Genomic DNA, 13,644 nt, shown 5'->3' with positions numbered 1-13,644 from the left:
TGACTCCTCCAGACTATACTCTTTAAAACCATACCCTTCAAAACCATACCTTTTAAACAACGCTTTCCACCCGTTCTGGCGGAAAGCGTCAAATATGGTTCTTCAATAAAAAATCACTTTCTATTTATCTCTGAAAATTGGGGAATATCCGTTAGTTTCTCAATGACACGGGAAGCCTGTTCATACTGTTCTGCTACCGACAACGCATGGGGCCAGGCATATATCCACGGAATACCCGCCTGCTTTGCCGCCGCAATCCCCAAATCGGTATCTTCAATCACTAACGTTTGCTGAACATCCATCTTCTTCAATTTCAGCATAGCCAAATAAGGATCAGGGAAGGGTTTCGTTCTTTCCACATCATCGCCAGAAATCAAAGCAGGTGGTTCATGTAGATCCAACAAACTAAGATTGGCCAAACACACATTACGCGGCGCAGTCGAAACAAATCCAAAGTTAGTGCCATTTTGTTGCAAAGCGGCAATCAAATCAGTAACTCCCGGACGCAAATAATGTACAGCTAATTTCTCTTGATAATGCGAAATAATTTTTTCAGTAATACCTTGCTGCATTGATGGAGGAAAACCAACCCTATCTAATGTTTCCACCAAACTTAACCCAATTAATTGCTGAGGTTGAATATCACTTATTTGGGCAAATGCCTGTTTGCTTAATTCATTACTTAATACATCAAGCAATACATCAAAATGCAGTTGTTCACTATCGACAATAACTCCGTCGATATCAAAAATAACATTGCATCTATTCATCGAAATCGTCCTTAAAAATCATCCATTATTTTAGGTCAGAAATACGAATCAATACTTTACAGTTTGGTGTACTGAGAGGAACCTGAGTCTTCGATGCAATATCACAGCCGACAGTAAGAAAAGCCTGCTGGTAATCCTTGAAATCAAAAATCTGGCTGATAAAACGCTTAACGGGTATCACACCATCACGGATCATGGCATAAGCACGTTCAAAACTGTTATTCAGGGAATCAATGGAACCTATTACTGAAAGACTTTTATCTGCAATTTTCATAATGTCCAAATTGGCATGTTTGTCTTTCAGGGCAACATTTAATAATTTTCCTCCCGGTGCCAGATGATCAAAAATATATTCAGTCAACTGCCCCGTCGTATCCACACATAAATCAATCAGAGCTGACGTATCACCATATTCCTGCATTAAGGCTTCATTAAAGTCAGAATACAACTGGCATTCTGGCGGCAAATTATTTCTTGCAAACTGAATTCGGTTCTCATTTTTTTCGACCATAAAGGCCGTTACACCCCGCTCATGCAACGCCCAAATGTACAGTATTCCCATAGGGCCAGCACCTGCCACTGCCGCACGAATATTAGTGTGAGTGATCCCCAGCTTATCCACGCCGGTTATTGTGCAGCTTAGTGGTTCAGTCAGTGAGGCTTCCTCCATGCTGACATGATCATCCAGCTTGATAAGCAAATTTTCTTTTGCCAAATATTGCTCTGCGAACGCGCCATCATAGGAAACCCCGGCTTCTGTTCCTAGTTTTCTCTCACAATGGTTGGGACTGCCTGTCTGACACATCCGGCAATGACCACAAAAGTAGGTCGGGTTGACGACAACACGATCACCCACCTGAAATTGAGTAACACCGCTACCAATTTGGGATACTACTCCCGTGGTTTCATGCCCCAAAGTGGTTCCCGAAATTGCGACAGGATAAGCACCAGTAATAATTCCCACATCTGTGCCACAAATACCACACACTGCAATGTCAACAACAACATCATCGGGTTCAATACAAGACAAAGGTTCAACTTGCTGGACTTCAACATCCCAAGTTTGATGATATTTCAGTGCTAACATGATACAGCCTCCTTATGTACCTGTGTGATAGTCGTTAATTCTGAGAAAGTCAGTTCCATTTTATGGAGAATTTCTGCCAAATGTTCCTGTGTACAAATCAATGGTGGACGAACTTTGATTGCCTTTCCTTTGCCATAACGGGAGCCACGCAAGATCAAATGATGGCGGTTAGCAGTAGCAATCACCTGCGCTGCAAAATCTGGGGTTGGTGTGTCAAAGCCATACATATACCCCACCCCCCTCACTCCCGTGATCTCTGGATATCGCTCCTGTAATTTCAACAAACCATCACGTAGATAATCTTCATTTTGTTGCACATTTTCCAAAATATGATCATCTTCAATAATATCGATGATTTCGTTGAGGGCGACCAAAGAGAGCGGGTTAGCGCCAGAAGTACTGGAATGTTCGAATGATTCCAAGATATCCAGTGAATGACGCATCAATACACCCCCCGTTGGAATACCAATACCCCCTGCTCCTTTGGCGAAAACGATGATATCTGGCTCCAGTTCTTTGGCATAACCCGTCGATGCGAAAAACGTACCTGTGCGGCCAAAACCTGTTTGTACTTCATCCGCGATAATGATGATGCCATGCTGGCGACAGATTTCTCTGAGCTTACGGTAGAAAGCCACAGGGAAAACCATGTTGCCACCATTCCCCTGAATCGGTTCAATAATCAGACATGCAATATTGTCATTAGAGCCTAATTGAATAAACTGTTCTAAATCGACAAATTGTTCTTCACTCGGCTGTGATTGCCCTGCCAGGACACTGGCTGGCGTAGGAATTTTTATTGAACCATCAATACTTATATGGAAATCTTTAATTCTGAATGCATTGCCAGAAATTTGAGCTGTCGCAAGAGATTGCCCATGATGAGCAAGGAAGAGTGAAATAACGCCTGAGCGTCCCGTTGATTTTTGCGCTATGCGAATAGCACATTCAACTGCCCCTGATCCAGAAACATCTCTCAGCCAGATACGATCGACTCCTTCAGGTGTATATTTAATTAATTTACTCAAAATATATTGTGACATTTCACGTGTATAAGCTGAGCTCAAATGTGTACATCTATCAATCTGTTGTTTGAGTTTTTCTGCAATCCGATTATTTGTATAGCCGAGCGGCAAATTAAAAGTTCCCGATGCCGCGTCAATATACTTTTCACCATCAATGCTCAAATAAGGGCCATGACCAATAAAACGAGAAAGCATGCTTTCAAGATGGTTTTTATTTTCCATAATGACTCACCACTATTAGTTACATTAAACGACTAGTTATATAAAACAACGAAAAGCCATACCTACTGTGATGAGACTAGATTAAGCACATTCAAATTTTATTTCGATTACGAAAATACCATAAAAAATATTAAGTAAATTTAAAATTTAATTTAAATTCGAAAAATCATATAATTACTCACTAATATCTATTAGTCATATTAAATGCAGAATAAATCACATTTAGAAATTAATAACTAAACTCCCAATCCCATCATTTGCATTAATTTCTGGGCTTGTTGAATAGCCTCTTGTCGATGAGTAATTCCCATTTTTTGGTATAAATTACGTATATGGGTTTTTATCGTGGTCGCTGCCACATCCAGCTCTGTAGCAATTTGCTCATTGCTGTAACCAGAATAAATTAACCCCAGCACCTGCCATTCACGCTGAGTTAGTGGACTATTGCGGATAAGCTCAGGCACGTCAGGATGAGTGAGCAATTGTTCTACAAACGTTTCGTCAAAATGGGCAAATTTATGCCGATGCTGTAGATTGATTTCTCGTAAAATACGTTGAGCTCTATGCTGTGCCATTTCAGGCAAGATATTCAGTTGAATAAGCTGGCGCAGTTGCAAAGCCATCAACTCACCTTCAATAACAAAATGGCTGATGAATCCTGTGCAGTTAGCCAAATCCAAGGCTTCTATTAAGACATCCTGAGCCTCAGCCTTACGTCCAAGCTGCCAATAAAGCAAATTACACAACAGAAGATTACGATTCAAATCGCTGACCAATGCCAATTTTCTGGCATATTCATTCAATTTCACCAAGATAGATTCAGCTTCCTCATTCTGATCTAATAAGATTTTTGCCCGTGCAATATTGCGCCATTGGTTTTGATTGAAATGGTTACAAAAACTCTCTGGTCGTTCTGCTTGTACTAACCACTGAGTCAAGGAATTGCTATCTTCCAAAGTCTGCCAAATAATGACACGCAATTCGTCAGTATTCGTTCGCCAATCTCGGTGATACTGCCCATTACTCAGTAAGTTTTCGCAGCGGGTCAAGTAACGACGAGCATTATCAATATCACCTCGCACCAAAGAGCATTTCGCCAGTTGGGTAACACATTGTAATTGCTGCTGTGGTTGGTAATTAGCTAACACTTCCAATCCTTGGCGCGCTGCCTCTTCTGAATCATCAATACGAGCCCAACACCACAAAAGTTGTGAACGGATCCTCAATAAAAACTCATGCATCGGCAACTGTTCCAGATGCTGTTCACGGATTAAATCAAAAGCATGGGACTGGGTATCATAAGCCGCCTGCAAATAACCTTGTGCCAGTAAAATTTCACTTTGTTGCAATAACGCCCATAAAGCATAGTGATAAACATGACAAAGGCGGGCAAGTTGCTCCGTTTGCTTCATTAATGCCAATGCACCGACCAACTGACCATTGCAATGTAATACTTCTCCTTTTACTGACATCGCTACAATACGGCCATATTGATTATTTGGAAGTAAGTTCGCCAACGCCTTTTCAGCCAAAGCATCAGCATCAGCGGGTCTTCCATCATTCATTGCCACTTGCGCTCTCAGAGCATCAAACTCTGCCAACAATTCCGGCTCGATAGTGATTTGCTTCTGCTTTAGTGATTGTTCTGCCTGATTCAATAATGCATTTACCTCATAGTAGCGATGCTGGCTTTGTGCCAACCACGCTTGCAACAGAACAAGACGAGGACTTTCCAGCAACTGTTCATATGGCAGTGCATTCATACACTCTTCCAATAGGGAGAGCTTGCTATGGTTAAACAACTCCCAAGCATGTTGCAACAAAATATCCCGTAATAAGATGGTATCTCCCGCTGCTAAGGCGTGATGAATAGCTTCCCCTGGATACCCCTGCATCAACCATCCTTTTACGGCGGCTCTATGTAATTCGGACAATTTTGCTGCCATTTCCCATTGGCAACGTTGGCGCAGAAATGAAGCAAACAAAGGATGAAAACAGAACCACTCACCAGAATCATCCATTCGCTGAATAAACAACCCCTGGCGTTCAATATCCTCCAGACGTTGCTGACCATTTTCTTCTCCCGTCAGGCAAGTAATCAGTCCATCGTTCATGGAGCGCAGAATTGAACTATGCAACAAGAAATTCCGCGTCTTCTGATCCACTCGGTTTAAAACTTCATCCACAAGGTAATCAGCAAGATGGTTGGCACTAATCCCCGAAAGGCGCTTTGCTGAAATTTCAGTCGCATTACCAGATTGGCGGGCAGAAAGGGCTATCAATTGTAAGGCTGTTGCCCACCCAGCAACGTCATTACATAACTGCTCGCAGTGTTCAGGCTCCAATGGATTGGCTAACCGCTTGGCAAAAAATTGTTGTGTTTCTTGATAATCAAAAGCCAATTGCTGGCTATCAACCTCCAATAACTGTTCACGCACGCGTAAGTTGGCAATTCCCAACGATGGCAAATGGCGTGATAGAACCACCAATGTTAAATTTTCTGGTTGGTGGCGGAGAAAAAAGCGCATTGCTTCATGAATAATCCCATTCACTATCAGATGGTAATCATCGATCACCAGAAAAATCGGTTGCTGCCACTCGCTAAGTTCAATAAATAATTGCGCAAACAATGCAGGCAAACTGGCATATTGATGTTTCTGAGCCAGTACCTCACTTTTCGCACAGTGTCCCTGCGTTGCCTGCTGAATAGCTGCAATCAGATAGCTAGCGAAACGTTCTGGCTGATTGTCACTATCATCAAGAGAATACCACCCTAGATGTTCTTGTTCGGCAGCCCATTGTGACATCAAAGTAGTTTTGCCATACCCTGCCGGACTGGTTATCAATACCAGTCGATAATCCTGAATTTCATTGAACTTTTCTAACAGACGCTCCCGCATAACCATGTTATTGAGTCGAAGGGGGCGACTGAGTTTCGATGGGATAAGCATTAAATTTCTCCCCTCACATGCAATGAATAAAAACAACGAATAAAACTGATACCTGAATTTTTTTTGACACTATTAAATCACTTACACATTAGCATTCTTTTACGACCAACAAATGTAGAGAAACGCCCATCTTTTGCAAACAAGTTGATTAATTTCATCGTGTTAAATTGCACCTTGTCACATTCTTTGGTTGCAACCTTGCTATTTCTCTATGAAATTGCGAAAAAGCTCGAAAGAAATAGCTACGCCCTTACGCTCCTCCCCGCGAATATTTTCACGGGATGATGTTTCCCAAACCACTAACCTTCAGCATATCCCTGTAAATAATTCTCCAAACTTTCCTCTGTTAGTGACAGGATGCAACGCCATGCAACTATCCACATTAAAATCATCCACATTAGATAAAAACCCAGAACTCGATAAAGCCTTATTTCAAGCCGCACTCACACGCCAATGGCAATCTTTCGGTCTCAGTTCAGCCCAGGAAATGACACCACATCAGTGGTGGCAAGCCATTAGTGCAGCGGTATCTGAATTACTCCCCCTAGCCACTCAGCAAAACCGAGCCAATCCATCCTCTGACAATCAACGCCACGTGAACTATATCTCGATGGAATTTCTGATAGGCCGACTGACAGCCAACAATTTGTTGAATCTTGGTTGGTATGACGATATTCAGTCTTATCTGGCAGAAGATGGCATCATGTTGAGTGACGTGCTGGAAGAAGAAACCGATCCCGCATTGGGCAATGGTGGGTTAGGGAGGTTAGCAGCCTGTTTTCTTGACTCAATGGCGACGATCAATCAACCTGCTACGGGGTATGGTCTCAATTATCAATATGGTCTTTTCCGTCAATCCTTTAAAGAGGGGCAACAAATTGAATCACCTGATAATTGGGAACGCGAGTCCTATCCGTGGTTTCACCATAACACACAATTAAAAGTTAACGTCAGTTTTGGTGGCGAAATCGTGACAACTGCCGATGGCCATGAAAATTGGGTTCCCGCGTTTACTCTGATTGGTGAGGCATGGGATTTACCCGTGCTTGGGTATAACAATGGTGTAACCCAACCACTTCGCCTATGGCAAGCAACATACGATAACCCCTTTGATCTGTCACTTTTCAATGATGGGGAATTCCTGCACGCCGAACAACAAGGCATTGAAGCCGCCAGCCTGACTAAGGTTCTCTACCCGAATGATAATCATCAAGCAGGTAAACGACTGCGCCTGATGCAGCAATATTTTCAATGTGCTTGTGCCGTGGCAGATATTCTGCGCCGCCACCAACAAGCAGAGCGCAAAATAGAAGAGCTAGCACAATACGAAGTTATCCAGCTTAACGATACTCACCCAACTATCGCAATCCCTGAAATGATGCGTCTTCTGCTTGATGAATACCAGTTAAGTTGGGAGAGCGCGTGGGAAATCACAGGAAAAACTTTCGCCTATACCAACCATACCTTGCTGCCAGAAGGCCTAGAACGTTGGGATGAACAATTGATGAGTGAGCTTCTGCCACGCCATCACCGCATCATCCAGGAAATCAACCGACGTTTTAAAAAAACTGTGGAACAAATTTGGCCTGATAACCAACAAATCTGGGAAAAATTGGCAGTTATCCATGACAATCAGGTCAGAATGGCCAACCTTTGTGTTGTCGCGTGCTTTGCCGTAAACGGAGTCGCAGCCTTACATTCATCCTTGATCGTGACAGATCTGTTCCCTGAATATCACCAACTGTGGCCAACTAAATTCCACAACGTGACTAATGGTGTAACTCCGCGTCGTTGGTTAAAACAGTGTAACCCTGCACTCTCTTCATTAATTGACCAAACATTAGGTCATGAGTGGGTGAATGATCTCGCTGCTTTGAGACAACTCGAACCTTATGCCGACGATTCTACCTTCCGTGACACCTATCGAGCCGTTAAGCAAGACAATAAGATTCGCCTGTCCAACTACGTAAATAAGGTAATGGGGCTGAAAATTGATCCCCAGGCTATTTTCGATATACAGATAAAACGTTTACATGAATACAAACGTCAACATCTGAACCTGCTCCATATCTTGTCACTTTATCGGCAGATTCAGGAAAATCCGGCCTTAGATATCCATCCCCGTGTTTTCCTGTTCGGTGCCAAAGCAGCTCCCGGCTACTATCTGGCGAAAAATATCATCTCTGCCATCAATCATGCCGCTGAAAAGATCAATCATGATCCGATCGTCCGCGATCGCATTAAAATTGCCTTTATCCCCGATTATAATGTTTCCGCTGCGGAACTGATGATCCCGGCAGCCGATGTGTCAGAACAAATATCTACAGCGGGCAAAGAAGCCTCCGGCACAGGCAATATGAAATTGGCCTTAAACGGTGCATTAACCATCGGAACACTGGACGGTGCAAATGTCGAAATTGCTGAACAAGTCGGAAACGACCATATCTTTATCTTCGGCAAGACCGTAGAAGAAGCTAAGGCTTTACTAAACAGCGGCTATAACCCACAAGCTATACTTCAACAGGATCATCATCTAAAAGATATTCTTGGCTCCCTCGCCAAGGGTGAATTCAGCCACGGCGATACGCACTCATTTGATCTTATGCTACATAGCCTGACTGACGGTGGCGATCCTTATTTAGTGCTGGCTGATTTTGCCTCTTATTGCCATGCCCACAAACAAATTGACACTCGATATCGCGATGCCCAAGGCTGGACACGCAGCACTGTACTAAATACTGCTCGAATGGGTAACTTTAGTTCTGACCGCGCTATTCAGGATTATCAACAACGAATCTGGCAAACCAAATAAGGGTTGAGTATGGAAAACAACTGCCTCAATGACTTGGCAACTGAGGCCGGCATTACCAGCGAATATATTAATGCCTATGGAAAACCACAGGCAATCCCTGCTGAAATCAGGCATCGCATATTGGAAGCCATGAGTACAGATATACCGGTCGGAAGGCCGGTTTCTCATCTACACGCTTCCCCATTACCTAATGTTAAAGTGGTTATCCCGGGACAAATGGTAACCCTTCCTCTGGAAGATACAAATAATTACCAGTGGCAAATACACACTGAACAAGGGGAGATACTTCATGGCCACTGCCAGCATCAATTCACTTTACCAACCGACCTCTCCTTGGGATATCACACACTGAGCCTGATAACGGAGGAGAAACCAGAAACTGTCTCTCGGCAATACTCCATACAACTTATTGTTGCCCCTGAACGTTGTTACGAACCGGATGCTATAACACGCGGAGAAAAACTTTGGGGTGCTTGCGTTCAGCTTTATACCCTGCGATCAGAAAGTAACTGGGGAATTGGTGATTTTGGCGATCTGAAATATATGCTGCAAGAACTGGCACAGTGTGGCGGCGCCTTTATTGGCCTGAATCCTCTTCATGCTATATATCCTGCAATGCCTGAAAATGCCAGCCCTTACAGTCCATCTTCCCGCCACTGGCTCAATATCATCTATATTGCCGTACACCAAATAGAAGATTTTAATTATAGTATCGAAGCACAAGAGTGGTGGCATTCAGCGGAAACACAATCCAAACTCCAGCAAGCCCGCCAAACAGAATGGGTTGATTACACCACAGTCATGACACTAAAAATGGCTGCATTGCGTCTGGTTTATCCGCAATTTAAACGTCGTTCTGGCGATGATCCCCAACAAATCATTTTCCAAAATTTTGTAACCAAAGGAGGAAAAAACCTTTATTATCAAGCTGCTTATGATGCCCTACACCATAAGCTATATGGGGAAAATAATGTTTATTGGGGCTGGCCTGTGTGGCCGGAAGAATACCGTGAACCGGAAAATGACGCGGTTAAAACATTCTGCCATTCACATCCACAGGAAATAGAATTTTTCCTTTGGCTACAATGGATAGCTGACACCCAGCTTGCCGAATGCTTCACTATCAGCCAAGCCAATCAGATGCCGATTGGTATTTACCGCGATCTTGCTGTTGGAGTAGCGCAAGGCGGTTCAGAAACCTGGTGTAATCGAAACATCTATTGTACTAAGGCATCTGTAGGAGCGCCCCCCGATATTCTGGGACCACGGGGGCAAAATTGGGGGCTTCCGCCAATGAATCCCCATGTATTAAAAGCCCAAGCCTATCAACCTTTCATTGAATTACTGCGTAGCAATATGCGCCATTGCGGTGCATTGCGTATCGATCATGTGATGTCATTGCTCAGACTCTGGTGGATACCACAAGGAGAAACTGCCGATAAAGGCGTTTATGTCCATTATCCGGTTGATGATCTGCTGGCAATATTAGCATTGGAAAGCCAGCGCAACCATTGCTTGGTGATAGGCGAAGATTTGGGAATTGTACCGGAAGAAATTGTCGATAAGTTACGGGACAGTGGTGTTTATTCCTATAAGGTATTCTATTTTGAACGCAATGAGCAGGGTGAATACCGTGCTCCCGATGAATATCCCGTGCAAGCAATGGCGACCATTAATACCCATGACCTACCTACCTTGCGTGGATTCTGGCAAAATGAAGATCTAATCTTAGGAGAATCCATCGGCTTATACCCTGACAAAGCCCTTCTTGCCGATTTATATTCAGAACGTAAACGCTGCAAGCAAGCGCTATTAACAAGTTTAAATCGTCATGGCTATTTACCAGAAGAATTGTCCAAGACAGATACCCCCTCCTCATTTCAGAGATCAGTATCACTGACACAAACTGAGCATCCGATGTCACATGCTATAAATCAAGGTATACACCGCTATATAGCCCGTAGCACCTGTGCTTTATTAGGATTACAACCTGAAGATTGGCTGGATATGGAACGCCCTGTTAATATTCCTGGCACAACAGAGGAATATCCCAACTGGCGACGGAAACTTACTTCTACGTTGGAAGCTATATTTTCAGATTCCCATATCAACCATCTGTTACAAACAATCGAAGAGTGCCGAAAACAGGGCTAATAACTGACTGAACTAACAACTATTGCCCCAAATTGAAGCCCAGTGGCAAGAAAACAAATCCCCAATCATATAGCTAAATATGATTGGGGAGAGGATCAACCTTTCACGCCTCCAGATGTTAATCCACCTACTAACCAACGTTGGGCAAGTAAGAAAATTGCCGTGATAGGAATAGCGGAAAGCACAGCCGCAGCGGCAAAATCGCCCCAGAGATAGTTCTGTGGGTGAAGATATTGCTGCATTCCCACTGCCAGTGTGTAATTATCCACATCACGTAATAGCAGAGATGCAACTGGTACTTCGGTAATCACGCCAATAAATGACAAAATAAATACTACAGCCAATATAGGCACAGAAAGTGGCAACAGTATCAAACGGAAAACTTGCCACGATGTCGCGCCATCCAACATAGCTGCTTCTTCCAGAGAACGATCTATTGTTTCGAAATAACCTTTTATCGTCCATACATGCAAAGCAATTCCGCCCATATAGGCAAAAATCACACCACCGTGGGTATTAAGACCAAGGAAAGGAATATATTCTCCTAATCGATCAAACAAAGCATATAGTGCCACTAAAGAAAGTACCGCCGGAAACATTTGAAAAATTAACATTGCCTTGAGTAAGGTGCTTTTTCCACGAAAGCGCATTCGAGCAAATGCATACGCGCACGTCGTTGATAATGCCACAATGCCAGTAGCAGTAATGAAGGCAACCTTTACAGAGTTCCAAAGCCATTGCATGACCGGAAATGGGGGAAGCGTGACGTGTCCATCAGCAGATTCCACGCTATAGCCAAAAGCCAATTTCCAGTGTTCCCATGAAATAGTATCTGGAATCAGGTTACCCGTAGCAAAATTACCCGGACGCAAAGAAATAGCAATTACCATCAGCAGAGGGAACAAAATCATGGCAATAAAAGCCAGCATTAATATATGTGTTCCCCATACCCGCCATCGCTGCGATTTGGGTTGTACCATCGCCATCTTCTTTCCTCCTTAATCAAATTTCATGCGGGCAGTTTTCAAATTGATGATGGCTAATGCGCCTACCAATAAGAAGATCAATGTTGCAATTGCTGCTGCCAGACCAAAATCCTGTCCACCACCACCTTCAAATGCGATACGGTAGGTGTAATTCACCAAAAGATCGGTATGACCCGCAGGTGTCGATGTACCAATATGATCAGGTTTACCATTGGTTAGCAGTTGAATCAGGACAAAGTTATTAAAATTAAAAGCAAAGCTGGCAATCATCAACGGAGTCAGTGACTTAATCAATAATGGAAAGGTAATTTTGGTGAAATTCTGCCATGGCCCTGCACCATCAAGCGCTGATGCCTCATAAAGATCATCAGGGATAGATTTCAGTAACCCCATGCAAAGAATCATCATATAGGGATAGCCCAACCATGTATTTACAATAATCAACATGGTTCGAGCTAGTGTCGGATCTGTAAACCAATCTGGCTTAAGACCAAACAACCCGTTTAGCACCAGATTGATTTCACCAAAACTCTGGTTAAACAATCCCTTAAAAATCAGAATGGAAATAAACGAAGGCACAGCATAAGGCAAAATAAGCAGTACACGGTAAATGGCTCGTCCTTTAAGAGCTTCCCACTGTACAATACAAGCGAGAACCATACCCAGAGCAACTGTCAGTACTACTGTTAGTAAAGAGAAAACGACTGTCCAGATAAAGATAGACAGAAAAGGTTTTTGGATACCTTCATCCTGTATCACCCGTAGGAAATTTTTCCAACCAATAGAAACGGTAAATCCAGGACTTAACGTTTCATTAGTCCATTCTCCTTCAGTATTAATGGATTGGTAGAACCCTGTATCCATATTTGGCCGGTATCGTATGCCAGTTTGTTTATCAGTCAGTGTAATTCCACCTTCATCAAGGGAATAAAGAGGGTTTATAGCAGAAAACTGGCGCAAAGAACTCATTCTCAGTTTACTGCCATCAGGAAGAACAACTACCAATTGGTTCAACGCCTGCCGATACTGAGTAATAGTACGCAATGTCGCAGCATTGTCTTCAAACTTTTTTTCCTGTTCATGGAGAGGCAGGAGAATCTCTTCCGTTCCCATAAGAGAAAAAGGCTCAGATATCAATAAATTATTACTATCAGGAACGGTCAAAGCCAAGATCCACTGTTCAGATACCGGATAGAGTTTGAAATTAAATGGTTCCCCTGTCTGATAATGGCGACTCATTAATACAGTTTGAGCACGTTCAAATGTCAATTGGTTAGTACTGCTATAATTTGTAAAAGCAATAGCAATCGTGCAGATAAGCGGAAACAGTATAAATATCCCTATTCCAGCAATTCCAGGGTAGGTATAGCGCCAAACATAAACCTTTCGGTTGGAAAAAACATAAATACCACTTCCCAGTAATACCAGTGTTACCATAGCAAACAGGTATTCTCCCTGTGCATACATCAGCACAATCAGATAACCTGTAAAAAGTAGGCAAAAACCTACAGTAAACCATTTCAGGGCTGGATGCTGCCACCATACTGTTTTTTCTAATGTCGCTGACATCTTGCACTTCCTGTTACCAAAAATTGTGATGATCCAACACCTATCACAATAAGGGCTAAGGCTCCTTA

8 protein-coding genes are annotated in these 13,644 nt (G+C 43.0%); 2 read left to right on the top strand and 6 right to left on the bottom strand.

What is annotated here, in order from left to right; genetic code table 11:
* Positions 1–113: 113 nt before the first annotated feature.
* From Xentx_RS14065 to malT, 4 genes are all read right to left on the bottom strand, one after another.
* A complete protein-coding gene (locus tag Xentx_RS14065; protein ID WP_074020867.1) occupies positions 114–770 on the bottom strand; it encodes an HAD family hydrolase in 657 nt (218 codons plus the stop codon).
* Positions 771–795: 25 nt separating this feature from the next.
* Positions 796–1,857 (bottom strand): zinc-dependent alcohol dehydrogenase, encoded by a 1,062-nt coding sequence (locus tag Xentx_RS14060; protein WP_074020866.1) that lies wholly within the window; start codon positions 1,855–1,857, stop codon positions 796–798.
* Positions 1,851–3,104 carry a class-III pyridoxal-phosphate-dependent aminotransferase gene (locus tag Xentx_RS14055; RefSeq protein WP_074020864.1) on the bottom strand — a complete coding sequence of 418 codons (1,254 nt, stop codon included), beginning with the start codon at positions 3,102–3,104 and terminating at the stop codon, positions 1,851–1,853. Before Xentx_RS14055 ends, Xentx_RS14060 begins: the two co-directional genes overlap by 7 nt.
* 236 nt (positions 3,105–3,340) lie before the next feature.
* The gene (malT, locus tag Xentx_RS14050; RefSeq protein ID WP_074020863.1) at positions 3,341–6,055 is read right to left on the bottom strand and encodes an HTH-type transcriptional regulator MalT; all 2,715 of its coding nucleotides are present in this window, start codon (positions 6,053–6,055) and stop codon (positions 3,341–3,343) included.
* 367 nt (positions 6,056–6,422) lie between these two features.
* Between malT and malP the strand changes: the two genes are divergently transcribed.
* Both malP and malQ read left to right on the top strand, forming a co-directional pair.
* On the top strand, positions 6,423–8,867 hold the full coding sequence (gene malP, locus Xentx_RS14045; RefSeq protein ID WP_074020862.1) for a maltodextrin phosphorylase: 2,445 nt from the start codon (positions 6,423–6,425) through the stop codon (positions 8,865–8,867).
* Between the two features lie 9 nt (positions 8,868–8,876).
* A complete protein-coding gene (gene malQ, locus Xentx_RS14040) occupies positions 8,877–11,021 on the top strand; it encodes a 4-alpha-glucanotransferase (RefSeq protein WP_074020860.1) in 2,145 nt (714 codons plus the stop codon).
* A gap of 95 nt (positions 11,022–11,116) precedes the next feature.
* On the opposite strand, the gene malG is transcribed toward malQ, so the two are convergent.
* Entirely contained in the window at positions 11,117–12,007 is an 891-nt protein-coding gene (gene malG / locus Xentx_RS14035; RefSeq protein ID WP_074020859.1) for a maltose ABC transporter permease MalG, read from the bottom strand.
* A gap of 12 nt (positions 12,008–12,019) precedes the next feature.
* Positions 12,020–13,576 (bottom strand): maltose ABC transporter permease MalF, encoded by a 1,557-nt coding sequence (gene malF, locus Xentx_RS14030; protein ID WP_074020857.1) that lies wholly within the window; start codon positions 13,574–13,576, stop codon positions 12,020–12,022.
* Positions 13,577–13,644 lie beyond the last annotated feature (68 nt).

This window comes from Xenorhabdus thuongxuanensis, assembly GCF_001908095.1.
In the GTDB taxonomy this organism is placed as follows: Bacteria; Pseudomonadota; Gammaproteobacteria; order Enterobacterales; family Enterobacteriaceae; genus Xenorhabdus; species Xenorhabdus thuongxuanensis.
The sequence above is the reverse complement of the archived record's forward strand: the minus strand, read 5'-3'. Positions and strand labels throughout refer to the sequence as shown.

Coding starts and splice junctions, on each gene's coding strand:
- malQ (WP_074020860.1), top strand. CDS start 8,877: ATGGAAAACAACTGCCTCAATGACTTGGCAACTGAGGCCGGCATTACC.
- Xentx_RS14060 (WP_074020866.1), bottom strand. CDS start 1,857: ATGTTAGCACTGAAATATCATCAAACTTGGGATGTTGAAGTCCAGCAA.
- Xentx_RS14065 (WP_074020867.1), bottom strand. CDS start 770: ATGAATAGATGCAATGTTATTTTTGATATCGACGGAGTTATTGTCGAT.
- malF (WP_074020857.1), bottom strand. CDS start 13,576: ATGTCAGCGACATTAGAAAAAACAGTATGGTGGCAGCATCCAGCCCTG.
- malT (WP_074020863.1), bottom strand. CDS start 6,055: ATGCTTATCCCATCGAAACTCAGTCGCCCCCTTCGACTCAATAACATG.
- Xentx_RS14055 (WP_074020864.1), bottom strand. CDS start 3,104: ATGGAAAATAAAAACCATCTTGAAAGCATGCTTTCTCGTTTTATTGGT.
- malG (WP_074020859.1), bottom strand. CDS start 12,007: ATGGCGATGGTACAACCCAAATCGCAGCGATGGCGGGTATGGGGAACA.
- malP (WP_074020862.1), top strand. CDS start 6,423: ATGCAACTATCCACATTAAAATCATCCACATTAGATAAAAACCCAGAA.